The sequence below is a fragment of the Flavobacterium restrictum genome (genome assembly GCF_007097245.1).
Taxonomy (GTDB): Bacteria; Bacteroidota; Bacteroidia; order Flavobacteriales; family Flavobacteriaceae; genus Flavobacterium; species Flavobacterium restrictum.
The window spans coordinates 1-24,886 of sequence record NZ_VJZT01000003.1 but is presented as its reverse complement, the minus strand read 5'-3'; the positions used below and the strand labels follow the sequence as shown (position 1 = coordinate 24,886).

24 protein-coding genes are annotated in these 24,886 nt (G+C 32.1%); 1 reads left to right on the top strand and 23 read right to left on the bottom strand.

The genetic code is table 11. From position 1 onward, the window contains the following. Positions 1-5: 5 nt before the first annotated feature. The 11 genes from FNW21_RS03970 to FNW21_RS03925 all read right to left on the bottom strand — a co-directional run bounded on the left by FNW21_RS03970 (position 6) and on the right by FNW21_RS03925 (position 11,228). On the bottom strand, positions 6-1,151 hold the full coding sequence (locus FNW21_RS03970; RefSeq protein WP_144255450.1) for a glycosyltransferase family 4 protein: 1,146 nt from the start codon (positions 1,149-1,151) through the stop codon (positions 6-8). Positions 1,152-1,157: 6 nt separating this feature from the next. Then, the gene (locus tag FNW21_RS03965; protein WP_144255449.1) at positions 1,158-2,120 is read right to left on the bottom strand and encodes a hypothetical protein; all 963 of its coding nucleotides are present in this window, start codon (positions 2,118-2,120) and stop codon (positions 1,158-1,160) included. Continuing rightward, positions 2,113-3,159: an exostosin domain-containing protein gene (locus tag FNW21_RS03960; RefSeq protein ID WP_144255448.1), complete on the bottom strand. Its 1,047-nt coding sequence runs from the start codon at positions 3,157-3,159 to the stop codon at positions 2,113-2,115. Before FNW21_RS03960 ends, FNW21_RS03965 begins: the two co-directional genes overlap by 8 nt. Beyond that, positions 3,156-4,571, bottom strand: a complete 1,416-nt coding sequence (locus FNW21_RS03955; RefSeq protein WP_144255447.1) for a glycosyltransferase family protein — start codon at positions 4,569-4,571, stop codon at positions 3,156-3,158. Before FNW21_RS03955 ends, FNW21_RS03960 begins: the two co-directional genes overlap by 4 nt. 97 nt (positions 4,572-4,668) lie before the next feature. Next, on the bottom strand, positions 4,669-5,547 hold the full coding sequence (locus tag FNW21_RS03950; protein ID WP_144255446.1) for a hypothetical protein: 879 nt from the start codon (positions 5,545-5,547) through the stop codon (positions 4,669-4,671). 341 nt (positions 5,548-5,888) lie between these two features. Further along, positions 5,889-6,029 (bottom strand): hypothetical protein, encoded by a 141-nt coding sequence (locus FNW21_RS16265; RefSeq protein WP_185963878.1) that lies wholly within the window; start codon positions 6,027-6,029, stop codon positions 5,889-5,891. A 58-nt stretch (positions 6,030-6,087) separates the two neighbouring features. Next, the gene (locus FNW21_RS03945; protein WP_144255445.1) at positions 6,088-7,521 is read right to left on the bottom strand and encodes an MBOAT family O-acyltransferase; all 1,434 of its coding nucleotides are present in this window, start codon (positions 7,519-7,521) and stop codon (positions 6,088-6,090) included. Between the two features lie 42 nt (positions 7,522-7,563). Beyond that, entirely contained in the window at positions 7,564-8,241 is a 678-nt protein-coding gene (locus FNW21_RS03940) for a hypothetical protein (RefSeq protein WP_144255444.1), read from the bottom strand. Between the two features lie 95 nt (positions 8,242-8,336). Continuing rightward, complete coding sequence (gene neuC, locus FNW21_RS03935) at positions 8,337-9,467, bottom strand: UDP-N-acetylglucosamine 2-epimerase (protein WP_185963877.1); 1,131 nt, start codon at positions 9,465-9,467, stop codon at positions 8,337-8,339. Next, positions 9,460-10,500, bottom strand: a complete 1,041-nt coding sequence (locus FNW21_RS03930; RefSeq protein WP_144255442.1) for an N-acetylneuraminate synthase family protein — start codon at positions 10,498-10,500, stop codon at positions 9,460-9,462. The genes neuC and FNW21_RS03930 overlap by 8 nt, the downstream gene beginning before the upstream one ends. 59 nt (positions 10,501-10,559) lie before the next feature. Continuing rightward, the gene (locus FNW21_RS03925) at positions 10,560-11,228 is read right to left on the bottom strand and encodes an acylneuraminate cytidylyltransferase family protein (RefSeq protein WP_144255441.1); all 669 of its coding nucleotides are present in this window, start codon (positions 11,226-11,228) and stop codon (positions 10,560-10,562) included. A gap of 455 nt (positions 11,229-11,683) precedes the next feature. On the opposite strand from FNW21_RS03925, the gene FNW21_RS03920 reads away from it, so the two are divergent. After that, positions 11,684-12,019 (top strand): HU family DNA-binding protein, encoded by a 336-nt coding sequence (locus FNW21_RS03920; RefSeq protein WP_235889588.1) that lies wholly within the window; start codon positions 11,684-11,686, stop codon positions 12,017-12,019. Positions 12,020-12,564: 545 nt separating this feature from the next. On the opposite strand, the gene FNW21_RS03915 is transcribed toward FNW21_RS03920, so the two are convergent. From FNW21_RS03915 to FNW21_RS03860, 12 genes are all read right to left on the bottom strand, one after another. Beyond that, complete coding sequence (locus FNW21_RS03915; protein WP_144255440.1) at positions 12,565-13,272, bottom strand: FkbM family methyltransferase; 708 nt, start codon at positions 13,270-13,272, stop codon at positions 12,565-12,567. A gap of 75 nt (positions 13,273-13,347) precedes the next feature. Then, positions 13,348-15,237, bottom strand: coding sequence for an asparagine synthase (glutamine-hydrolyzing) (gene asnB / locus FNW21_RS03910; RefSeq protein WP_144255439.1), 1,890 nt, complete (start codon positions 15,235-15,237; stop codon positions 13,348-13,350). A gap of 3 nt (positions 15,238-15,240) precedes the next feature. Next, positions 15,241-16,350, bottom strand: coding sequence for a glycosyltransferase family 4 protein (locus FNW21_RS03905; RefSeq protein ID WP_144255438.1), 1,110 nt, complete (start codon positions 16,348-16,350; stop codon positions 15,241-15,243). A gap of 97 nt (positions 16,351-16,447) precedes the next feature. Further along, the gene (locus FNW21_RS03900; RefSeq protein WP_144255437.1) at positions 16,448-17,467 is read right to left on the bottom strand and encodes a glycosyltransferase; all 1,020 of its coding nucleotides are present in this window, start codon (positions 17,465-17,467) and stop codon (positions 16,448-16,450) included. A gap of 2 nt (positions 17,468-17,469) precedes the next feature. Then, on the bottom strand, positions 17,470-18,345 hold the full coding sequence (locus FNW21_RS03895) for a glycosyltransferase family 2 protein (protein WP_144255436.1): 876 nt from the start codon (positions 18,343-18,345) through the stop codon (positions 17,470-17,472). Positions 18,346-18,372: 27 nt separating this feature from the next. Next, positions 18,373-19,335, bottom strand: a complete 963-nt coding sequence (locus FNW21_RS03890; protein WP_144255435.1) for a glycosyltransferase family 2 protein — start codon at positions 19,333-19,335, stop codon at positions 18,373-18,375. A gap of 38 nt (positions 19,336-19,373) precedes the next feature. After that, the gene (locus FNW21_RS03885) at positions 19,374-20,324 is read right to left on the bottom strand and encodes a glycosyltransferase family 10 domain-containing protein (protein ID WP_144255434.1); all 951 of its coding nucleotides are present in this window, start codon (positions 20,322-20,324) and stop codon (positions 19,374-19,376) included. A 67-nt stretch (positions 20,325-20,391) separates the two neighbouring features. Continuing rightward, entirely contained in the window at positions 20,392-21,228 is an 837-nt protein-coding gene (locus FNW21_RS03880) for a glycosyltransferase family protein (protein WP_144255433.1), read from the bottom strand. A gap of 51 nt (positions 21,229-21,279) precedes the next feature. Beyond that, positions 21,280-22,143 (bottom strand): glycosyltransferase family 2 protein, encoded by an 864-nt coding sequence (locus FNW21_RS03875; RefSeq protein ID WP_144255432.1) that lies wholly within the window; start codon positions 22,141-22,143, stop codon positions 21,280-21,282. A 2-nt stretch (positions 22,144-22,145) separates the two neighbouring features. Beyond that, positions 22,146-23,291: a glycosyltransferase family 4 protein gene (locus tag FNW21_RS03870; protein ID WP_144255431.1), complete on the bottom strand. Its 1,146-nt coding sequence runs from the start codon at positions 23,289-23,291 to the stop codon at positions 22,146-22,148. Continuing rightward, positions 23,270-24,163 (bottom strand): NAD-dependent epimerase/dehydratase family protein, encoded by an 894-nt coding sequence (locus FNW21_RS03865; protein WP_144255430.1) that lies wholly within the window; start codon positions 24,161-24,163, stop codon positions 23,270-23,272. The genes FNW21_RS03870 and FNW21_RS03865 overlap by 22 nt, the downstream gene beginning before the upstream one ends. Beyond that, the gene (locus tag FNW21_RS03860; RefSeq protein WP_144255739.1) at positions 24,160-24,798 is read right to left on the bottom strand and encodes an acyltransferase; all 639 of its coding nucleotides are present in this window, start codon (positions 24,796-24,798) and stop codon (positions 24,160-24,162) included. Before FNW21_RS03860 ends, FNW21_RS03865 begins: the two co-directional genes overlap by 4 nt. Between the last annotated feature and the right edge of the window lie 88 nt (positions 24,799-24,886).

The following is a 24,886-nucleotide window of genomic DNA, read 5'->3' as shown; positions in this document are numbered from 1 at the left end:
GCGAATTAATCTAAAATAGCATTATAGAAATTAATGTTTTTTTCAAGAATTGTTTCCAGCCCATATTTATGTGTAACGAAATCTTTTGCTTTATTTCCCATAGTGGCTGCAGCCAACTGATTTTCAAAAACCCATACTATTTTTTTAGCAATATCAGCTGGAGAATAGGGATCACATAATAACCCCGTTTCCAAATCAACTATTGTTTCTGGACCAGGGCCTAATTGTGTAAAAACAACTGCTTTTCCCATAGCCATAGCTTCGGGAGCAACCAGACCTTGCGTTTCCATATGAGAAGGAAAAACACATACTTCAGCTTGAGCATATTTTACTGGAATACTTTCAAAGGCAACTGGACCAACAAAAGTAATCGCATCCGCAACAGTTCCTAAACGAGTCATTTCGGTTTGTTTTAACATCCTAATAAACGATTCACCGTTAGGAAAAAGCCAATCTCTTCCATAAATCATCAAAGTAGCTTTGGGGAATTTTTGATTCACCAGTTCAAATGCTCTGATGAGTTCAACTATTCCTTTCTTTTTACAAACGGTACCCGCAAAAGCAATTTGATGCTTGACAATAGGAATCCCAAGAGGTTGAAACAAACTGGTATTTATTGGGTATGAAATCAACGTCACTTCTTTATTGTGGTAGCTCAAATAGTTTTCAGTATGTGTTTTTACATAATTAGAAACTGCTACAAAAGCATCTGCCTTTCGAAAAGAACGTTTTTCTTGCCAGCCTTTCCAAAAATTTACCTTTCGATCCTCTGATTCGGCAAAAAAATGATGTCCTCCATGCAACCGAATCACATATTTAATACCTGGTGCTTTTTTTAAAAATGCCAATCCCAACTCCGATGTTTCAACTATAGAAATGGGTTGCTCTTGGTGAATAGCAGCAATTTTTTTACTAATTCTATTAAAATTATGCCACCATGTCCAGCCTTTCTTTATTTCTTTTTTTATTCTATAAATATGAACTCCGTCTTCTAATAATTCCTCCTGATCCGCGGTATAATTTATACCTATGACGCTTACTTGATAACCCCGTTGCGCCAATGGAGCTGCTACCGTTTTTACAAAACTACCTATCCCTCCGTGAGGATAGCCCGGCTTTGGATATTCATTGGTTAAATAACATACGTGCATATTCTTTTATGATTGAATGATTAAAAAACGTTTGTTTCCTAAAATAGCTGCATACCTCGAAAAACTACTCGAGTACATGCCTTGAAGTCGCAACATGATGATAGTATCACTTTCGACCATAAAAAAAAAGTCTGAAAACGTTTTTAAATGGGTTTTATTTGAAGCTTTCATTTTATTTGTAAAATCAATATGTACCGGCTGCCCTGCTAATACTGCATAAGGGGTATTTTTTTGTATGTATTCTAAAAACAAATAACTATCCGAAAGCACATAAATCGCTTGATGTGGGTATTGATTGGCAATAGCATCCATTTTATTTCTAATTTCTTGTATCAAAAGGGTTTGCGCTGCTGCATTTAATACCTTTTGTGTCGTATCTTTAAAATCACCCATCAAACTTGTAAAACGGAGATGAAAAACCAATCGCTCCACTTGGGGTAAACTTACTAATTCATTTGCTAAAAGACTAGTTTTACGAAATAATTCGTTAAAATTATCCCTCCAAAGCCTTTCATTATCCTGTTGTGAATTCTGGGGATGCAGTGTGGCTAAAAAATCTACATTAGCATAGACCAAATAATTGGTAGTGGTTGCTTTTTCTATTTCGGAAATGGAATGGCAATCAAAAACATTCATCCGATACCAAATTTTGGTATCAAAAAAACTAAAATTCATTTCAGCAAGTGGTATTTTCCAAGAAACGACGTTAGGCTCTAAAAATTCATCCAATTGAAATGGGTCACTAAAATAAATGTAAAAATCATACCCCAATTGTTTAGATACTTCATAAAAAGAGATGATACCCTTCATACGATCCAATAAGCCACCATGAGAAAACAGACCATCACAACAAAAAATAATGCGGGGTCTCGCTATTGACTTTGGTTTTCTTAATACAGACAGATACCGAAAACCAGCTCGCATTTCTTTGTAAGCAACACTGATTTTATTTTTAGTTTTTTTAATCATTCGCTATTGTTAAGAGGTAATCATGAACTACTTTGGCATACTGAACAAAATAGTTTTCTTTGGTAAAATAGGTTTGCCACAATGCTCTATTGTCCTTTTGCCATTTTTCGAACGCAGTAGGGGTAAGTGTGTTGTGAAATTCAAGTATTTTCTCCCCGATCTTATCTACGTCGTGCTCTTCTATAAACAAGCAATGGGACTTCCAATTGATTTGGGTTTGAAAAGGTAGCCTACAATCGGTATTGATAAGTACTGGAATTCGTCCTAAAGCAAGTGTTTCATATAACCGAACCGAAAAATTACCTGTTCCACGCAAACAGAACACATACTGATTTTGAAAAATATTAGTATAAAATTCCAGTGAAGTCTCTCTTTTGTCAGCCATAGTAACTATTCCTGCCCGATAGTGTTTTCTAAAGATAAAGTGAGTAACTATACCTTGCTTTTTTTGAATCTTTTTCAAGTACTTGTTTCTGTAATAACTCGATGGATAGAAATGTTGGTAATCAGTAGTGTCCTTTCCAATTAGACGCCTTGCATTTCCCTTTGCAAACAAAAGTATCTCTTTACCATATTTTAATACTCCACCATTGGCATGACCTACAAAACCAATTTGCGGCTCTTGAGTTTTAGCTAGTGTTTTAAATTTCAAACCTAATAGCAATAAGGGATCCTCAATAAAGGGCGACATGATTTCGGTTCGAGTATTGAGCAGGCTATCAAAGCCCCCTAAACGCAGGGTGAAAATTGTTCTTTCCTGTAGCGTTGTCCCAAAATCACCCGTCGAAAAAAGCAAAATAGGCTTGTTATTTTGTTTCGCTGTTGTTACAAAAGCGTGCAAATAGTGCTTTTGTGCTGTAGTTTGAAAATACTCTATTGCCAACGGTAAAACAACAAAATCAGCAGTTGCTAACATAGCTGTGAGTTGAAAAAGTTCCTCTAATTTTTCGAATCTTAAAAACAAATATTGCAACAAAGGATGGGCATATCCAGTATTTTGAGGCTCATTAAAATCGGTTCCAGTATATAATTGTATCATGCTAGTACTAATTTTGAGGGTATTAAAACACTAGCAATACTTGAACTGCTCGCTTCTAACGGATGCTGTACTATAGTTTGCAACCATACTTTTCGCTCTATAGCTACTGCGTTTGGACGAAGAAGTACTACTTCCAGTTGCTTTGCAAGAGTTTCTTTTGCAGTTATCCATACTACTGCATCCAGATTTTTCATGGTTCGAAAATGTTGAAAATTGTAAATCGTTTCCACGTTCCAATGAGGGGATGCAGCATGGTTGTATTTAAAATAGCAACAAGGCTTGTCGTATATGGCAAAATCATGTGCCATCGTGGAACCTACATTTAGGACTAATTCGCAGTGAAAAGCCAAATTGACTAATAAGGTAACATCCTCCAATTGCGGAAAATTACTTCCCCAACCGGTTCCGAAATTCTTCCAAAAAGGGTCTATCGCTTTTATCAAAGTAGGATAATCGCTTAAAACAACATCATAGCGATTCGAAAAGTCCGCTGGACTACGTCTAAAAATAACTTGAACACTAGCTGATAAAGAGGTAGCTTGAATACTTTCGGCTATATCTTTCAAATACAAATCATCATTAGGAGAGGTAATAGTATCATCTCCACTAAAACAAAGCCACTTTTTGGAGGCATCCAAATTATAGCGTGCAGCAAAAGCTTCTCTGGAGATTATACGATTCTTTTGGGAATAAAACTCAAATTGAGGGGTACCCGTAACCACAGATTTTTCTGGTAAAATCTCGGGGTAGTACAATTGCATTTCATTTTTCATATAGTTTGACCATACTAAATAAAAATCGGCCTGTACCGCCAAACGTGCCTTGGGCAAATTATCCCACGAATAGATGGCACTTACTACTTTTATATTTTGCCTTTGTGCTGCGATACAAACGGGCATAAGTCCAGCCACGCGTTGATGGGTAATAAAAACAGTGTCGGGTTGTAACGCTTCTAATCGTTGCTCTAATCGGGTAACCGCCGTATCGTTCCAAGAATTCATACTTACTTTTTCGAGCCAAAGTATGCGGCTGTATTTTTTAGAAGCCCAGAATCCCATGGACTTCGTGATTCTTTTTTGAAGATATTGTTTCCAATTGGCGCTGGAGTCATTCCAATTAGAAAGAATGGTTGGATTGTTTACTAGCTGTGCATTCCGAAGCAATCGGGCATAGGTTGCGGATTCCGTTGCAATTTTGGAACGAATACCCTGCTTTTGTAAGGCTAAAAATTGATAGTCAATAGCAATGCCATGCCATTGTTCCACTGCATCAAATGCCACCTTGGGAAGGGCTGACCACACACAAATCGTTGTACTATCTTTGAGGTGCTCAATAACATCTGAATACAAATAGTTGCGTACCCCTACACCATCGGGTACTAAAAAAAGAACTTTATTAGGTTTAGTTTTCATTTAAATACCACCTTATTTATTTTACTATTTATAAAATTTAAATTCTAATATTACCTTTTCATTTTCCTCACAAATTTAAAGATTTTATCGTTAGATTTTATTTATTAAAAAAGTCCTTTATAATTCTCGCTGTAAACCGTCTCGCTCCCGCATCATTCAGATGCCCACAAGACGAAAAATACTGATCCCCTTCTACTGCATTTTCATAATTATAGATTTCAGGATACAGCTGTTTTACCTTATCAAAATAGTCTATTCCAACAACATTAGTACACATAGGCGTCATTAGTGTTATCAAATGAATGTTATGGGTTTTGCAAATTTGCTTTATTTCTTGGTAATATCGGTTATGCAAAGGCTTTAAATTGGTTAAATTATTTTTCATGTTTGCATTTGGCTTTTTCCCTAACGGATAATAGCCCAAATTATCCAAAACATTGGTTTGTTTTTGTGTACTTGTAGCATACACCTCTCGCATTCCTATTTGAGGCTCAAAAGCAATGTAGCGGTAAAACGGGAGGTAATACCAAGCCCAAAAATTAGGTTGCGTTGCAAAATGGGTGGCTATCGTTTTGGAATCGTGCAAGTAAGGCAAAAATTTAGCTGCCACCAACTCCGATTGTTGTTCGTTGGCGAGACTTAAATCAGCTTCCAATACTACATTTTTTAATGTGTATCCTCGCTCCAGCATTACTTTCAACATTAACGAAGCTTCAAATAAATGGCCACCACTCATGCCGTAATTGAACGTTTTCAATCCTTTTTTTTCGAACATAGGTGCCACAAAATGATTGTTAGCTCGCGAGGAACCCAATATTACCACATCATACCTAGTGGGTTTACTATGGTATACCATTGCTACTTTGTTGCGCTTTGCGTCGTGCAGGTACACTTGTGTGTAGCATAGGTCTAATAGTATTGCAATCAAAGCAATACCAATACCCATTTTCAAAACCAATAATACAAAACGCTTCATTTTAATTTAATGTTTTTCTTTTAAAAAGGATGCTCCCCCCCTTGTTCTCGATACGATTATATAAAAAAAGCTATCGCATTTTTCATATAATCACTCGAACTGACGTTCGTTAACAAAATAAACCTCGTTATGCGAACCCGTCAGTTCTCGATACAATTTTATATTGTATAACTAACGCCTTACAACATAAAACCACTCGAACTGACGCTTGTTAACAAAATAAACCTCGTTGTGCGAACTCGTCAGTTCGAGTGATTTATACCTTGCATGCGCCCAGCGTGAAAGGTATAAATTGTACCGAGAACCCGTCCGTGTTCTCGATACAATTTTATATTGTAAAGCTAACGCTTTACAATATAAAACCACTCGAACTGACGCTCGTTAATCAATAAAACCTCGTTATGCGAACCCGTCATTTCGAGTGATTTAGACCTTGCATGCGCCCAGCGTGCAAGATATAAATTGTACCGAGAACCCGTCATTTCGAGTGATTTATACCTTGCATGCGCCCAGCGTGAAAGGTATAAATTGTACCGAGAACTAGAATTGAAAATAAATAAACTCTTTATAATCCGAATACGTTCCTAATGCCACAATAGCAGCGATACAAACGCCCACTTTTAGCCAACTGTACTTTCCTGATAAGGGTTCTAATTGATTTCTGTAACGCCATTCTACGGCTATAAAGACCGCTAATAACAGCAAAATTTCGTAGCTATAGCGTTCGTTTTCTAAATACTGTGGGGCAAATTTGCGGTTGCTTGCCATTTGAATGATATAATCGAATGCGCCTTGTATGGTTTTGGCTCTAAAAAAAATCCATGCCAAACACGTGAGTCCAAAGGTGGTTACCATTCGCAAGATGTCTTTAAACGAATTCCAATTCCAATGTAAGGAAACCATTTCCAGATTCGAACGGTTTTTATCCCGCAATAACAACGGTAAGAAATACAAAGCATTGATGAATCCCCAAGCGATAAACGTCCAATTGGCACCATGCCAAAAACCACTCAACAGGAAAATAACAAACACATTGCGTACTTGTTTGGCTTTGCTTCCCTTGCTGCCACCCAACGGAATATACACATAATCCCGAAACCAAGATGACAACGAAATGTGCCAACGACGCCAAAACTCGGCGATGTCTCTGGAGAAATACGGGTAATTAAAATTACGCAACAAATCCAATCCAAATAGTTTGGACATCCCCAATGCCATATCCGAATAGCCCGAGAAATCTCCATAAATTTGAAAGGCAAAATATACCGCTCCTAATAGTAACGACAACGAATTCATACCCGCTTGATGGTCAAAAATAGCATTAGCATACGTGGCACAAGTATCGGCTATGACGACTTTCTTGAGCAGCCCCCATAGGATTTGATAGATTCCTTCTTTGGCTTTGTCAAAATCAAAGGTTCTTTTTACTTTTACTTGTGGCAATAAATGAGTGGCTCTTTCTATTGGACCAGCCACTAACAGCGGAAAATAACTCACAAATAGCGAATAATCAACAAAATTTCGCTCGGCTTTGATGCGTTTGTAATAAATATCAATCACATACGACAATCCGTGAAACGTATAAAAAGAAATCCCAACAGGCAATATGACTTGAACGAGCAGGGGACTCACCTGAAATCCAAAACCACCGACTAATTCCGAAAACGAAACGGCAAAAAAATTGTAGTATTTAAAAATACCTAGAAATCCAAGATTAACACTAATACTCAACCAAAACCAAAATTTACGTGTTTTTTCGTGGGTACTTTTTTCAATTTGAATCCCCGTATAATAATCTAAAAAAGTCGAGAACACCAACAAAAATAAAAACCGCCAATCCCAACAGGAATAAAAATAATAACTCGCCACAATAAGCAAGGCGTTTTGCGCATTTTTGGTTTTATTAAAAACAAACCAATACAGTACAAAAACGATTGGTAGAAATAAAGCAAAGGACTGGGAATTGAAGAACATAATTTAATTTAAGCAACAAAATAAACAAAAATAAAGTTAAAACTAAAGTCTTCTTTCTAATGACAATTCCACCACTTTGGGCTGTCCGTTTTTTGAAAATCCTCCACAAGGGTTAACTTCCAAATGAATCATATCAAAATGTAAGGCACATTTATTGAGAAAATCATATAATACTAAATTTTGTTTATCTAAATCATGAAATTCAAATACCATACAATTAAACAAATGAAGATGGGTTAGAATTTCGTCTAGCAAATCATATTCACTCCCTTCAATATCCAGCTTTAGGAGTATCTTTTGGTTTTCTAAAATAGTTGTTTTTTCTTTTATACAATCTAAAATCCCAGTTGAATTAGACAACCATTTCTTGATGTGCCATGCTCTACCAGATCGAAGCATCAACATAAAAACCAACGTATTTATACCATACCGTAATTTCTCGCTTTTTCCTAAAAAAGAGCGTAGTACTGCCTTTGCTGCTAACTTTGTTCTAGAAACGGTAGGATCCACCATAACAATTTGAATATTTTTATTATAACGAAACACATCATACTCAAATTCAGTATTGGACGAGATACCTCCACTAAACAGAATATCCGCCTCAAGTATATTTTTGGGCGAAATATAATAGCCACCGTCTCCCATGCTTCCAAACCGAAAAGCGGACTCTTTTCGTACTAAAAACTCTTTCTGTAGCTGTTTTAAATAATTATTTTCCAAAATTTGTATGTTTTTGTTTGTTTATATATGCTCTATACAAACGTTTTATAAAGAAAAGAACATTAAGTTAATACTATAATTCTTAAAAAAAATAATCAAATATCTCTGAATTGTTTTTGGTGATTTAATTTCCAAATTGAAGAAGCTTTTAAAGTTTGTAAAAATAATTGTGCACTATTTCCAGAGCCATAATCCTCATTGCTATGTAATGCTTGATACAAATCAATTGTTGAAAGCACGCTAATGATACTTTTTTTAGAATAATTCACATTAAGTATAGCAGTATTAGACGAACGATTATGTTGTCTGGTACCAATATTGATAACAGGTATTCCGTAATGAGGTGCTTCTCGAATACCAGCACTACTATTACCAATAATAAATTGAGCATTTTTTAACAAGGTTAAAAAATATTCAAATCGTAGGGATGGAAATATCCTGAATCTCGAGTTGCTTTTCAATTTTTCGTATGCTGCTATAATAGTTTTACTTCCTAAATCATTATTAGGAAAAATTACAATATAATTATGATCATCATATAGTAATGCATTCACAAAATCAGTACTATATTTCTCCATGAATAGTGCTTCTGTAGTTACTGGATGAAACATAACAATGGCATACTTTTCAAATTCAATTTCATAATATTCCTTCACTTTATTCAGAGCTGGTAAATTTGTTGCTAACATACTATCAAAATCAGGCGAACCTATTGTAAAAACAGCTGTTGCTAATTCTCCCATTTGAATTAGCCTATTTTTGGCTGCCTCATTAGCCACAAAATGAACATGACTCATTTTACTTGTTGCATGACGAATCAATTCGTCGATAGTCCCTGAAACTTCACCGCCTTCTATGTGCGCCACCAAAATATTATTTAAAGAACCTACTATGGCACCTGCCAAAGCCTCTACCCTATCGCCGTGAATCACAATCATATCTAGCTCACATTCTTTTACGTATTGCGATAATCCTTCAATGGTTTTAGCTAAAGTTAAATCCATCGTACTTTCATGCGTATGATTTTCAAAAGTATGTACGTTTTTATAGTTACATCTTTCAATTTCTATTAGAGTGTAGCCGTATTCATGTAATAGATGCATACCCGTTACAAATACATGTACCAAAAAAGACTGTTCCTCCTCAAGTATGGCAATCAAAGATTTTATCTTACCAAAATCAGCACGAGTTCCAGTTAAGAAAAGGATTTTTTTAGGCTTACTCAAAATCTACAAAATCAAGTTGCTCGTCATTGCCAATATCTCTTAAAGCTATTTTCCCTAAAACTATATTATAATTTTCTGCTAAAATCTTTCCAGTACCAGGTCGTTTTACCCAAATATTTTCTTTGGATAGTACCTCGCCTTTGTTAATAGGTTGAATAGTACAAACCGTGGCAAAGGCAAAATCTATAGTCACTTGTTCTTCAAGAGCAGGAGCTTTAACACCACCACGCATCTGCCATATTTCATTGGAATTCAATACCAAATCGGCAGTTGCTTGTTCATCCATACTACATATAATATCAGGACCAATTCGTTGCATGTGATCAGTGAAATGGCGTTCTAAAATACTCGCACCTAAAGCTACCGCTCCCAAACAAGCATTATTATTTAAAGTATGATCAGATAGCCCAAATACTTTTTCAGGAAAGGCTTCGTGCATTTGAGTCATAGCGCCTAAACGAACCAAATGAATTGGAGTTGGGTATAAATTGGTTGTGTGGAGTATGGCAACTGGAACATTGTATTTATCAAAAATAGCAACCGCCTTTTGTATACTCGCAATAGTATTCATCCCAGTACTCAATATAACAGGCTTACCAAAAGACGCAATATGCTCTAAAAGAGGATAATTATTACATTCACCTGAACCAATTTTATAGGCAGGAATATCAAATTTTTTCAATCGTTCAGCTGCAGCTCGAGAAAATGGAGTTGATATAAATATCATTCCTTTACTTTCAACATATCCTTTTAGTGCTAACTCATCAGATTCGTTCAAGGAGCAACGTTCCATAATTTCATATATCGAAACATTGGCATTTCCTGGTATAACTTTTTTGGCAGCACCATTCATTTCATCAGCAACAATATGGGTCTGATGTTTCACCATTTCAACTCCTGCTCTAAAAGCAGCATCTACCATAGCTTTTGCAATTGCTAAAGAGCCTTCGTGATTAATGCCTATTTCGGCTATTACTAGTGGTGGATAGTCTATTCCTATTTTCCTACCTGCTATTGTTATGTATGGATTCATAAATGAATTATAAGTTATGTTTTATTGAACTCAAGATAATAATACCTTTTTAATTATATTCACAGTCGAGACTCTTTCTTAATTAAATACGTCGCATATTCAAAATCATCTTGTGTGTCGATATCAACTGAAGCAAAAATATGATTTACTTCCAAAGGAAATGCATTTTCTGTAATAATTTTATGCTCTAAAATAAATGCAGCTTTAGTAATATACAACAATCCATTTTCAAAATAAAGAGGTTCCAAATCTTGACTGCGTTGCCCAAAACTATAATTAAAGGGATAATATTTATTTTCTATTATTTTACCTAGTTTATTATGATTTCTAGTAACCGTAAATAAACTATCACAGTCGTTATTCTCAAAACAATTAAAAGCCTCTTTCAGCAAGTTTTTTGGACGTAATGGATTGGTTGGCTGCAATAAAACTATTGTTGAAATAAGGGAATCAACATGCTGTAATGTATGTTGCAATGCAGTTATTGTTGGTTCAAAACTTCCCGAAATACTAGGAGGTCTATCAATCACTTTAGCACCATATTGTAAAGCTATTTTTTTTATTTCATTATCATCTGTCGAAACATAAATTTCATCTATAATCAAATGATTTTGCTGTGCATATAAAATACTATGTGCTACCAAGGGTATTCCATCCAGCAACAAGGCGTTTTTATGCAATAGTCGTTTTGATCCGCCACGTGCTGGAATTATTGCGATTGTTTTCATTATACTAGTATCAAGCTGTAAAAATACTTTTTTATAAATACCGAATGAAATAATTTTTAAAATTAATAAACGATTTTTGATTCTATAGTTTGTCCTCTTTACAAGCAGAAATCATTCGAACAGAAGTCCCTAAATAAAAAAAAACGTTGAGCACCAAACATTTGTTCAAGTGATTTTTATTTTAAAGCGACTGCTTAAAAATATAAATTGCACCGAGAACTGAATGATTAAAAAATCATATTTACAATTTCGTTTTTAAGCATTTAAGCCAACTTTAAAAATATAATAAACCCGTTTGTTTACACTGTTTTGTTAAAACTAGCTTCGTTTGTGAATAAGTATAGTATTATTGACCACAAATTGAAGTTATCTTTGTTAAGTCAGTTAGCTACTTTAACAAGTATACTAAAGTGAAATTTTATATATAACCATTTAATACCAAAAATGAATATTAAGTGTCAAATTCTTCCAAGGAAGAACCCGAGAGATTCAAGGCTCCCGAAAAATTTTATGTCGCTGAAAAAGCAGATAACGAAGTCGGTTTGAATAGACTCGTAGAGTTGATTCCCTACCAATGCACCGTTACCGCTTCGGACTGTTACGCAGTTTTATTGTCGCTTGAGCACAATATTGCTAGTGAATTAGACCAAGGTTGTATAGTAAAACTGCGACGGTTAGGCAATTTTCAGGTTGGAATTAGTTCCGAGGAAAAGGAAATAGCTTCAGAAGCGCAGCTATCACCAAAAGACATATTTTATTCCGTCCTGCTAAAAAGCTACTCACGATGCTAGTAGGTTTGTCCTTCAATAAAAATGACAAGAAACTCATAATCAATTGCGATTGATTATTGTAAGACCAAGGATATTCCAGTGTCCGATATCTTTTTTTATGTAAAAAAGACAACTTCATTAGGTTCAATTCGTCTTGACGCAATGCAAACAACGTCTTGACCTTGTTCTCATTACATCTTGATATATCAAAAAAAAGTCTTGTTCTTGTAGAAAAGATAAAAAAAGTATATTTCGATTAAAAAAGACTCTGTGCAAAAAAACAGCTACTTCCTAATCCTTTCTTCAGTGCTAAATAAAAATCGGTAACGTGTTTATTTAATCGTTAAAACCCATAAAAAAAGCAGAAAATTAGGGGCTAAAATCTGACTTTTTTTGAGCAATTGAAAATTGTAATACCTCGAATAATTCCAGTTATTGGTAATTTTAAAATATAAAATAACAAATGAACATTACAAAACAATGCTTTTATATTAAAAAATAATTTATACTTCTTCCTAATAAAAAGTGATTTAAAATATTTTTACTAAACAAAAGCAATACACTATTTATTCTGGTTTTAAATTCCATTTACAATCCATTTCCCACCAATTATCATCTACCTCAACAAACTCTCCATCTTTTAATATCCCCCATCCTTTGGCAGCTAAATAATAATTCTCACCTAACAATGCTTTGAATCCAGACTCACTATTATCGCCTAACTCATAAATATTTTCATATTTATCTTTGGATGTTTCACAAGATATACTTCCAATTTTTTTAGCTCTAATGAGCGACTCTAATGTTTTTAATACGGTCAAATCATTTCCTTGAATATCAGAACAATAGGTATCTATAAAATTAATGCTTTTTTCATTTAAAAAATCAGAAAGGCGTATTGCAGGAACTTTTATTGTACGAACCATTTTTATACTATCATTCCAACCTGCTTTAAAAGCACCAACCGATGATGAGGCTCCGTTATTACTACTAATATTAAATGAAACTACTCCATTATAATCTGTTACTGCTGCATTAATAATATGGATATTATTATACTTTTTATACTTTTTCAGCAACAAATGATATAATTCAGGATTAGCTTCAAACCCATAACAAACGGCATAAGATTGTATTAACTCATCCAATCCAGCTCCAGTATGTACCCCTAAATAAACAAGTACTTGTTTTTCTTTCGGGAGGTAATTGTGACGAAAAGGAGAGATAAACCTTATTTGGATAGCATTCACTAATCGTTGTAATTTTTTATTCATTTTGAGACTTTTTAATTTTATTTTTATCTTACTTTTTTTTGTTATGATTCGATTCCAAAAATACTTTTTCTATAATTATACATTCAAATTAATTTCATTAGGATCCATCTTTAAATGAAAAACACGCAACCATATTTCAAAAACCAAAATGCTATACAGTAACTTTCCTATTTTAAAACTAGGTTTCAATCGGTATATTTTGACTAATTCTAAAACGCAATTTGGTTCAATTAAACCCAATTCCGAAGATATTCCTTCTTTTATAAACTTCTCTAACAGTATGCCCCAACTTGTCTTAAGATATTCATAATAAGGTATCGAAAATCCTTTTTTAGGATTTAAAAAAACCTCTTTAGGCAGGTATTCTGTTCCAATACTTTTCAAAATTTCTTTATCAATTCCGTTAGGCATTAATTGTTTTATTCGCAGTTTAGCCGTAAAATCAACAATACGATGGTCTAAAAAAGGGGCACGAGACTCTATCCCAGCATGCATATTACCACTATCCATCTTGTACAAAAAATCGCCTACAAGTTTTGATTTTACACCTACATACAACAATTTATCAGCTTCATCTGATGTAAAATTAATAGCTTGATTCAAATAAAATTCATTTGAGTTTTTTAAAATTTGTGTTGTTTTTAGTATTTTCTTTCCTTGTCTGGGCTGCAGTATTAGTTTTGAAAAATAAGTATCTAAACCTCCCCATTTATAAATTCGCTCATCATTTATTTTAGACTCTAAATAATTAAAAGGGAAATAATGCGTGTTTTTAACAACCAAACTCGCCAGTCTTTTTGACCAAACTGTCTCTTTAAAATTTGTTTGATTGAAAAGTACCGGCTGCTTGTAACCTCCAAAAATTTCATCACCCCCATCCCCCGAAAGCATTACTTTAAAATCATTTTTAGCTTCTCTAGCGATTGCCATAGTTGGAATTAAAGAGACATCTGCCAGTGGCTCAATATTTTTTAAGATATAAGGAAGTTCATTGACACAACTTTTGTCAAGAAAAACAATTTTATGATTAATTTTTAATTTTATAGCGATAAAAGAAGCTGCTTCTGCTTCATCAAACTTTTTATCGTCCGGCGTAGACATTGTGATTGCAGTAATATCTTTTTTCTTTTTAGAAGACACAGCAGCTATAATAGAAGAATCCACTCCACCACTCAAAAAAAGGCCAACAGGAACATCTGCTATCAATTGTTCTGATACAGATTCCGATATTAATTGATGAACCGTATTTTTACTTTCCTCATAACTTAAATCTAATTTATCGCTGTAATCCAGCTGCCAATATGAATTAACAACACAATTCGAAGCGGTAATAGTCATATAATGCCCTGGAGCTAGCTTCTTTATACCATCATAAATACAGCTTTCATTAGTAATATATTGCTGACTCAATAACTCATAAACGGCTTGCTTATTAATATTTAATTTTTGATTAGTTAAAGCAACTATCCCAGAAAGATTTGAAGCGAACGCAAAAGACAGACCCTCCTCATACATATAATAAAAAGGTTTCTCTCCAAAACGATCTCTTGCTAGTAGCATTTCTTTTGTATATTCATCCCAAATTGAAAAAGCAAACATTCCTCTCAATTTAGCAATAAAAGAGTTACCATATTTAACAAAACCTTTCAATATAACTTCGGTATCGGAGGTACTATTAAATGCTATTCCTTGACTTTTTAAGTCGTTTTTTAAAGTAGTATAATTATATATTTCACCATTAAAAACAATTGTGTAACGATTATCAATAGTGGTCATTGGTTGATTTGATCTTGGGTTTAAATCCACAATAGCTAATCGATTATGACCTAAAACTGTGAATTCTCTTTGTTGAATAGCCGAAAAGTCAGGCCCACGATATTCCATTGCGGCTAACGATGTGATCACTTTTGTTTTATCTGACTCTTTAGTTCCTAACCAATTTACTATTCCACTAATGGCACACATAGGCTATTTATTTATTCTGTTTTCCCATTTTTTAAAAATCGCATCAAATTGAGTTTCCCATTGTTTATAATTTAAAATTTGTTTTCCTGCTGAAGTATTACTCCAACCTGATTGAATAGCTATTACAGCATTTTCCATCGCCTTTACCCAATCCGAAACTGTATTCGGATTATTTATCAAAACACCATCCGTTTCTAATAAAAAATCAGAAACACCTCCATTATCGGCAGCGATACAATAACATCCACAACAAATGGCTTGTGCTAAACTTAAACCAAAACCCTCTTTCCATAGTGTTGGGAACAAATATACATGAGCCATTTGATAATATAAAGTAACACTATCACTATTTACTTGTCCTAAAAACTGAACGTTTTTTTGCTGATAATCCCTTTTAGCACCTACTACTAGCAACTGCACGTCTTCCCTTAAATAACTCCAAGCTTCCCATGCATGTAATACTAAATCTAACCCTTTCTTTTCTCTATCATGTGAAAGCCACAAAAAGATTATTTTTCCTTCTAATCCATATTGTTCAATTAGATTTTTTTTTTCAATTTTTGATACTTGATAAAATTCCTCTTTTTCAATTGGATTACTCAATATTGTTATTTCTGGAATAAATTCTGAATATCTAACTTTATTAAACTGATAACTACTTTGTGTCAAAAAAATATATTCGTCGCAATATTTAAGTAATTTCTTTTGTTCTTCTTCTTCTAAAAAATAGGAGAAACCACAACTGTAAAACAATACTGTATTATTTTTTTTAATTTCTTTTCGATCAATATAATCAGTTATTGCATTTTTAAGTTTTATGTTATCAACAACACAAAGAATAAGATGATCGTATTTTTGAGCTAATTCTTGTATCTTAATTATATAATTACGAAACCGTAGTTTAGGAAAAAATTTAAGTATAATTCTAGATTTGTATTGTTTTACTTTAAAGAAAACGGTAGATGACACCATGTTTTGATTCGTTTCACCACAAATACAATAGTTAATAGTATTGTAATCGCTTGTAAAAAAATGTTCTAATCGTTGTGTCCAAGAGCCATTTTTAGCATAAGGTATGGACTGTTCGGTAATAATTATTTTGGCAATTTTCATAAATTATAAATGTATTCATTCTATAAAACCATCAAACACGTGTCAAAATATAAAATTTTATTATACATAAATCAAATTTATTCTTGTGCGAAACGTATCAATAGTCATTTGCCTCATTTTTCGACAATCCTTTATACTGTAAAAACCATCGCCTAATTGCTTTTCTATAAAATATTATGGCAAATAAATCATTTTTTATCCACAAAAAACACTTATTTTCAGACTTTATTTCTTTTGGGAAGTTGAATAATGGCATCTTTAAGTCATACTCGATGGTATCCATAACTTCGGACATCCAACTTTCCAGTACATTGCCAAGGTGGTATGCGCAATTAGCTTGCGTTGATAAACGCCATAAACCGTTCTTAACAACAGGATTATCCAACAATAGATTTTCACTTAAACCGCCAAGTGCAAATTCTGAATAGGTAACTGTTATTTTTTTAAAAACCTCAAATCTATAAGTAGTTACAAAATGTCCCGCCCCAACAACTGCTTTTACCTTTCCATTAGCCACAACTAAATATTTTTGTAAATGTGCTTTTTTATAAAAATTGTCATTACCAATACTATGGGCAAATGCTCTCAAGGCATCTTGGTCGAGCACATCAGTAAAATAAAGATTTTTAGAAAACAACTTTTCAAATAGTATATTATACGTTTTATCGTTAAACGATTTTGAGGAAGGAGTTGGACAAACTGCCCCAGCTTTTGGAAAAGCCTCAAAAACCTCATAGGTCTTTTTTTGCCAATTATTCAAGAACAACACATCGGCATCCGTAATAGTAACTAATTGAAATCGTTGCCCTACAATACCTTTTAATACAGCATTCAATTTTCCTATATTAGTGGTGTGAATGAGTTCGTGTATCTTTTTTTGCTGAAGCAAAGTATCTAAATAAGTAATGACTTCGGTACAGCTACCATTATTGACAATGGTAAAATAAGTGTGTTGATGAGATGTTTTAAAGAGTGATTGTAGACAATAATCCAAAATTTTAAAACTATCCTTAAAATATCCTTCCTGATTTGGTATGTAAACAGGAATTATAACTTGATGGAAACAGTCCGTTTTATGGATGTTTTTATCTTTATTAGGATTATAACCTTCTCGCATTTTTATTGATTAAAATAATTCTTCAAACCATAAACAGGTCTTGTATGCAAAGTAAGCCAATTTATTTTAATGGGTTTATCAATATGAACTAAATTCCAATTTTCTTTGGCACTCTTCAATAATTTTATAGCAATCAAATGTAAAATTAATTTGTTTTTAATTCCCATTTTCTTAAAGTTAAAATACATCTTGTTTTCGATACCTATATATTTGACGGTTTGTAGCGATAACCGTTCTGTATTTTCATATTCTCTGTAAAAAGCTAGCGGCTTATCAATATAACTTACTTTATGCCTATAAAACATACGCTGATAAAAATCTACATCCTCACCCACTTTTATGGTTTCGTCAAAAAGCAAATCAGGTTGAAATACTTTTTTTCGGATCAATGGCGTTGGTGATTTTACTACCCAACAGCCTAATGCATTCCAAAAAACATATCCAGAACGTTTGTATGCTTTGTCAATAGAAGCTCCAATAAAACTGCCGGTCATTTTACCATTACAATCCACAATGGCTGCTGAACTATGAACACAGTCAATGGTTGAGTCACTAATTAAAATGGCTATTTGTTGCTCGATTTTACTACTTTCCCAAAAATCATCATCATCCAAAAAAGCGATATACGCTCCTTTTGCAAGTGTAATTCCAAAATTCCTAGCTGAAGATAATCCGCCATTGGTTTTGTGATTATAGCTACAATTAGCATATTTTTCACAAATTGATTCAGCATAATTAACTGATGAGCCATCATCTACAACAAGAATTTCAATACTAGTATAGGTTTGATTGACTACTGATAAAATTGCCTCTTCAAGATAATTTTCTCTATTATAGGTAGTAATTATGACACTAATCAAAGGATTTGTTTCTTTCATATAACAATTATAGTCAATTTATTTTAATCATTTAGTTCTTTTGATTGACTGAACTTTATTGCTAATTTTTAGTACAAAAAAATCAAAAAAGGTTCTACCTAAATAAAATAATAAATTAAGGTTATTTAGACTTTTAATTTTTTTTATTGGATCAAAATAAAAAAATCCTTTTTGATTGTGATTAGTTAGTAAAAAATTCAAAATATAATCTTTAACAATCAAATAAGTAATCGTATCAGACAGATTAAAATAATTAACAAAATTAGAATATTCAAAATACAATTCTTGTTTATGTTTCATATTCGCTATTGTTGTTGTAGAAGACTCATGACGTCTAAAGTTATTCAAATTTTTATTTAAAAAAACAAATTGTTTAGTTTTCAACAAATGACACCATAAAAAGAGATCAGACATTTGTCTGTTTAAAAATATATTTTCTGGTATAGAAACAATTGGTTTTCTAAATAGGACACTACTACCATTTGTAATTAATGGATTTAGAGGTAGTTTACTTGTCAATATAACACTATTAAATAAAGCCCACCCACCATTAATTACTGAAAGAGATTTAGTTCTATTGGAAGAATCATACAAAAAATTACCATGAACATCCACATAATTCGAACCAACAAAAACAAGAGCCGCAGCTGGATTTGAATCTAATAAATGGACAGTTTCATTTAGAAAATTCACATCACAATAATCATCTGTTTCTGCTATCCATACATACTCCGTTTCTACTAATTCTATTCCTTTTTTCCATGATAAATAGCCACTTCCAGAATTATTTTCATTAGTAATAAAACACTTTACTTTTAACGGATTTCTAGCAACAAATTGTTCCAAAATCAATCGGCTACTGTCTGTAGAACAATCATCAATAATAATTAATTCCCAATCAACGAATGTTTGATTCACAATTGAATCTAAACGCGCTGTCAAAAACTTATCGTGATTATAACTTGGTAGGATAATTGAAACTTTGGCCATGATTATTTAAATTTAAAAACATTTTTAAAAAAACAGCATTAGTGCTTTTTCTTAAATCTTATTATTTTTAAAACACGATATTTATTCTTGTAAAATAATAATTTCAGTCTAAAAAGATGCCTATAAAACTGAATTGCTATTGGTTTATCTGAACTTTTAAATATCGAACTCAAAATAGTTAACACCTGTTCATGCTCTTCTTCATGAGATATTTTATCAAGGTTAAATGTAGGTTGCATTAACATATCTATAGCCAATTCATCATTTTGGTCAATGGCTAACAATTTATCAATTAACTCATTCTCCGATTGAAATTTATTATAATCAATAAATCTTTTAGAATTAAAATCGATATCAATTAACTTATTGCCCCAATAAATTGGAATACAGTCCATAAAAATAGGTTCCATTATTTTTTCTGTAGTATATCCATTTTGCTCACTATTCTCGAAAGAAATTACGAATTTATAATCTTTGATGAACTCATTTTTATCAGGTACTCTCCCGCCAACATTATTTAGCACTTTACCCCCAGAATCAACCTCTTTTATTTTTGAAAGGTTCTTAAAAAAATCTAGGCGTTTAGCACAATTTGGATTTGAAACTACCATGCAACAAAATTTAGATTTAGCATTCCATATTTTTGTTGCCTCTTCTCTAGTTTTTACTTTTTCTAGTTGGGGCAGCATATGGTGCGTATCAATATATAATGAATACAAAGGCAATCTATAGTGATTTTTTTTAGTGCTAAAATCAAATGTAAAAGCAAAATCACAAGCCAAAAATTCAGGTCTCACATTTTCGCCTGTGTAGAAGATTCTTTTACATTTATACTTTAAATATTCCTGTCCAAAACAAGAATAAAACAATAAATCTGGATTTTCATCAATTACAACTTTATATCTTTTTGATAAAAGATTAAAAAAATAATTATTAGTTTTATTATAACCAGTCCAAAAATCAATAAAATTTATTTTAATTTCTTCCATAAAAACAATAAAATTTAACTTTTTGAGATTGTATCAAAATTACTCGCAAAGTAAACACTTAAAAAATTTAATTATAAATATTTTTCCTTAAATCACCGTTTTTGTCTATTCGCCATGAGCTGGATTCGTTACAGGTTTCAAAATAAAACTGTTGCTCTTTGGTTAATTGACTAGAATTTACATACCAACCTCCGTGATGGGCTGTAAAAGGTTTTGGTGTTCTACATGCGCTATAAAAATCAAACTCATTATAGTTATAATTTGGTCTATATAATGCGAATGTCGTGTCTATATCGGCGATAAAATTGCCTGCATGATCTTTGTTTTTCCAAAATTGTGACTCCCACTTTATTATTTTTTCCCTATTCAAATTCGTTGTTGGTAAATCGTCAATTTTTAGACTAAATCCAACTTTGGTAGCTGTTTTGCAGAAATCTAATATTGTTTTAAAATAAAGTAAAAAAGATTCTGGACAATCAACTACCGGAACAACATCAGCATCTGTAATTACATAATAACCTTTAGAATATTTATCGAATAATTCTTTGTTTTTCCAAAAAACCAAATGACCTAAATTTTCATTTAATCTATGTAAAACAACTTTAGATTCTATTGTTTTAAAGTAATCTAGTAAAGGCTCATAGGTAGAATTGTTGTCTAAAATCACAATATTTGTATACTTACGTTCTGTTAAAAATTCTATTAATTTTTTCAAGTAAAATAATTGATTATAACTAATAATTAATATTGGAATCGTTTTGTAATTTTTATTCTGATTCCTGACTACTTGATTAAAAATCTTGTTGTAATAATATTGATAATAAAATTTAATCTCACCTCTAATCTTTTCGATTACGTCATTTAAACCTATCAAAAACAAAAGTTTATTAATATACTTTTTCATTATAGTTTTGTTTTTTTATTCTTGAAAGATTACCTGTTTATACATATTAACTCAAAAAAGATTTTTGGGATTGCGATCTGTAATTTCTTTTACATTTTTTTTTAAAAATAAAACAATATAAAATCTAAAAAAAAAGGAAACTATTTTTCTACCGATATTTGTTTTTTCTATTTCAATTAACATTTTGTAGCGATTCATACCAGTATATATCCTAGCACTATTCAATTCCTCGTAATCTAATAAAAATGGGGCAAAATAATGATGCAAAACCTTTTGTCTTTCAGCAATCAATTTTTTTTTATTATTATAATCTGAACTTACACCATCTAAATAAAAAGTGGCAAAGGTGTCATTCCCTTTTTTATAAGTACAGTTAAATTGAAATAATGCTAGTAAAAAAAATTTCCAATCGGATACAATTTTTAAATCTTCATCATACAATCCTATTTTTTTAAACAATTCTTTTTTTATAAAAGTGGCTGGATGTGGTAAGGAACCATAATACAAGTCGGAAAATCGTAATTCTTCTGGATATTTGTTAATATAAAATTCTGCCTGATTAACAACTTGCAAATCAAAATAAATTAAATCATAATCTATAAGTAAATCTTTATTTTTTTTTAGCGCATCTTTGTAAAATAAATGATCTCCACTGTTCAAAAAAAGTAAATATTCTCCCGTTGCATTGCTAATTCCTTTATTCATGGCATTGTAGATCCCTTTATCTGGCTGACTAATACAAAAATCTAAATACTCTTTTTTACTTTCTAGATATTCCTTACTTCCATCTGTTGAGCCACCATCAATAATAATATACTCGAACTCTTTCCATGATTGATTAATTACACTTTCTACGGTACGTTGCAACCCCTTCAAGTTGTTGTAATTGATTGTTATAATGGAGAGTTTAAACATTTTTAATTTGCTTCAATTAGTTCTTTAAAGTTTAAAGCGAATCTCTTTATACTTTCTTGATAATTTATGTTATATTTCAACTTAATAGTTGGATTGTTGATTACTTCCATTAGATGTAACGCCAATTGTGTGTAATCATGTGGATCAAAATAATATCCTTTATTTTCTAATTGCTCAAGATGAACGGCTATATTAGAAACTATTAAGGTTTGATTCAATGCTTTAGCATCTTCTACGACAGTACTCCAACCTTCAAACAAGGAGGGCTGAACAACGCCTAATGCATTTTTCATTAACAACAATTGATCAATTCTATCAATAAAACCTAGAAAAACAACTTCATTTTCTAACCCATAAGTGCTCACTTTTTGTTTTAGATTATTCGTATAATCGGGATTTCTATAATCGTGCTCTTTTCCAGTAAAAATAATTTGAACAGCAACACCTTTCTCTTTTAAAATTCTTGCAGCTTCAATGATAGCTATTTGGTTTTTGTGTTGCCAAAATTGATTAGGCGATATAAAATAATTTCCTTCAATAGCATATTTTTCCTTTACCTCATCAATAGTTTTCAAATTTAAATCAGGGTGTACAACCGCAAATTGCATTACTTTTGTTTCGTTTTTAGCATGCGGATAAAACGAAAGAAAATCATTTTGTGCGGCATAGCTACTAAAAACTATAGGATGATTTAAACTAATCATTTTCTCATAGCAAGTATTACGGAGTTGTATGTCACTAGAGGAAAAAAAATTAGGCAAAAATTTCTCTTGCAAATCTGGAATCCAGAAAATTATTTTTTTTACATGTTCTAAATCATGAGACAAACTGTATAATGGAAACACTAAATTAACCGTAACTTTCTTTTCAATAATTTTTTTTTCAAAAAACTTTTTGGAAACTCTATTGATCAATGATTCTATTAAATTGTAATGAGGTTTGTATTTAATAAAATTTAAATAACGATATTTAGTTGCTTTTTGTAATTCAAAAAAGGTTTCCTTATTATCCGTAAGAATTTGCAATTTTATTTGATCCTTAACAGGAAGATAGTTAAGTGAACGTATCAAATTTTGAATATAGTATGAACCACCAATCCAATTTTCATTAAAACTATATAGGATTCCTACTCTATATCTTTGAGCCATTCTGCATATTTTTTTAGTCCCAAAGTTAAATTAAATTGGGGAGTAAACCCCATTCCTTTTAGAATTTCCATATCTGCATACCAATTAACGGGATCTCCTAGTTTAAATTCACCCGTAAACTCGATAGATTTTTCAGGAGAAAATGCATTTATAAATACTTGTGCCGCCTCCGTAATTGATATTTCCTGATTACTACCCACATTATAAATAGCACCTTCAAAATTAGAATTCTGAACCACTAAATCAATTATTTGCAATAAATCATCAATGTATATAAAATCTCTTGTTTCATTACCTGTCCCAAAAAGTGAAACTAAATCTCCCTGCAATGTTTTTTGATATAAATCCCAAAACAATTGTTTTTTTAATCGAGGACCATAAGCCGAAAAAACGCGCAAGCTACAGGTGTTCAATCCAAAAAATTTATGGTACTCTGTTAACAATAGCTCACTTTGTAGTTTATGAAACCCATAAGGTGATAAAGGTTTACAACCACTTTTTTCAGAAATAGGAAGACTTTGAGGATTTCCATATACAGCTGCACTCGAAAAATTAATAAACTTACAATCACTATTATAATCCCGAATAGCTACTAATATTTTTTGAACATTAATCACGTTCAATTCAAAATCTTTGGAAGGATTTTCAAACGAAAAACCTACATGAGCAGACCCAGAAGCATTAATACAAACATCAAATTTGTGTTCCTTGAATGGCACAGTATAATTGGAATTTTCTCGTTGTATTTTATAAAAATTTAATTCCTTCGAATCATTAACATCAGCTTGCCAAACGGAAACTCCTTTTGACTTAAAATAAGTAACACAATGGCTCCCTATAAAACCTGTTGAACCAATTATTAAAATTTTCATGTACTTCTATATTCAGGTAAATATTTTACAACAACTGCAGGATTTCCTGCAACCACTGTCCAAGCTTCTACATTTTTTGTAACAACGCTTTTTGCAGCAACTACACTCCCTTCCCCTATGGTAACACCTTTAAGAATTAAAACATCAAAACCAATCCAAACTTTTGATTCTATGGTAATGGGCGCACCTAATACACAAGACCAATCTTTATTTGCCATTGTATTTCCTTCGCTACTAATATAATCTCTATAGCTTTGTTCATTATCATTCTTTCTATCATTCCAGTAGATACTATGAGAATTATGATCATAGATTGTAATACCCCAAGCCATGGTAACATCATTTTTTATTATAATTCTGTTTCGGCTTATAAAAGTAACCGAACCTAAATGAACATTATCTCCTATAATTACTTCACCCCTTTCAGATTCAAATATAAAATTAGCATTTATTATTCCTTTAGCTCCAATTTTCACATATTTTCTATCTTCAATCTTGTCAGGAACATCAAAACGTATTTTTGAATTTTTATCAATAAAAGTAGTTTGCTCATTTTCAAAATGCTTTTTATATTTTTGAAATGAACTAATTATAGGCTTTCTTTTTTTAAAAACATTAAATAATATCTGAATCATAAAATTTATTATTGATTGTCCGTTTTTAGTCATAACCCTGTAATGCTTGCTATTACTAGCCTATCGAATAATTTTTCCTCAAAATAAC

Excerpts from the sequence above, each read along its gene's own strand:
- FNW21_RS03970 (WP_144255450.1), bottom strand. The coding sequence starts at position 1,151 with ATGCACGTATGTTATTTAACCAATGAATATCCAAAGCCGGGCTATCCT.
- FNW21_RS03965 (WP_144255449.1), bottom strand. The coding sequence starts at position 2,120 with ATGATTAAAAAAACTAAAAATAAAATCAGTGTTGCTTACAAAGAAATG.
- FNW21_RS03960 (WP_144255448.1), bottom strand. The coding sequence starts at position 3,159 with ATGATACAATTATATACTGGAACCGATTTTAATGAGCCTCAAAATACT.
- FNW21_RS03955 (WP_144255447.1), bottom strand. The coding sequence starts at position 4,571 with ATGAAAACTAAACCTAATAAAGTTCTTTTTTTAGTACCCGATGGTGTA.
- FNW21_RS03950 (WP_144255446.1), bottom strand. The coding sequence starts at position 5,547 with ATGAAGCGTTTTGTATTATTGGTTTTGAAAATGGGTATTGGTATTGCT.
- FNW21_RS16265 (WP_185963878.1), bottom strand. The coding sequence starts at position 6,029 with ATGACGGGTTCTCGGTACAATTTATATCTTGCACGCTGGGCGCATGCA.
- FNW21_RS03945 (WP_144255445.1), bottom strand. The coding sequence starts at position 7,521 with ATGTTCTTCAATTCCCAGTCCTTTGCTTTATTTCTACCAATCGTTTTT.
- FNW21_RS03930 (WP_144255442.1), bottom strand. The coding sequence starts at position 10,500 with ATGAATCCATACATAACAATAGCAGGTAGGAAAATAGGAATAGACTAT.
- FNW21_RS03925 (WP_144255441.1), bottom strand. The coding sequence starts at position 11,228 with ATGAAAACAATCGCAATAATTCCAGCACGTGGCGGATCAAAACGACTA.
- FNW21_RS03915 (WP_144255440.1), bottom strand. The coding sequence starts at position 13,272 with ATGAATAAAAAATTACAACGATTAGTGAATGCTATCCAAATAAGGTTT.
- asnB (WP_144255439.1), bottom strand. The coding sequence starts at position 15,237 with ATGTGTGCCATTAGTGGAATAGTAAATTGGTTAGGAACTAAAGAGTCA.
- FNW21_RS03905 (WP_144255438.1), bottom strand. The coding sequence starts at position 16,350 with ATGAAAATTGCCAAAATAATTATTACCGAACAGTCCATACCTTATGCT.
- FNW21_RS03900 (WP_144255437.1), bottom strand. The coding sequence starts at position 17,467 with ATGCGAGAAGGTTATAATCCTAATAAAGATAAAAACATCCATAAAACG.
- FNW21_RS03895 (WP_144255436.1), bottom strand. The coding sequence starts at position 18,345 with ATGAAAGAAACAAATCCTTTGATTAGTGTCATAATTACTACCTATAAT.
- FNW21_RS03890 (WP_144255435.1), bottom strand. The coding sequence starts at position 19,335 with ATGGCCAAAGTTTCAATTATCCTACCAAGTTATAATCACGATAAGTTT.
- FNW21_RS03885 (WP_144255434.1), bottom strand. The coding sequence starts at position 20,324 with ATGGAAGAAATTAAAATAAATTTTATTGATTTTTGGACTGGTTATAAT.
- FNW21_RS03880 (WP_144255433.1), bottom strand. The coding sequence starts at position 21,228 with ATGAAAAAGTATATTAATAAACTTTTGTTTTTGATAGGTTTAAATGAC.
- FNW21_RS03875 (WP_144255432.1), bottom strand. The coding sequence starts at position 22,143 with ATGTTTAAACTCTCCATTATAACAATCAATTACAACAACTTGAAGGGG.
- FNW21_RS03870 (WP_144255431.1), bottom strand. The coding sequence starts at position 23,291 with ATGGCTCAAAGATATAGAGTAGGAATCCTATATAGTTTTAATGAAAAT.
- FNW21_RS03865 (WP_144255430.1), bottom strand. The coding sequence starts at position 24,163 with ATGAAAATTTTAATAATTGGTTCAACAGGTTTTATAGGGAGCCATTGT.
- FNW21_RS03860 (WP_144255739.1), bottom strand. The coding sequence starts at position 24,798 with ATGATTCAGATATTATTTAATGTTTTTAAAAAAAGAAAGCCTATAATT.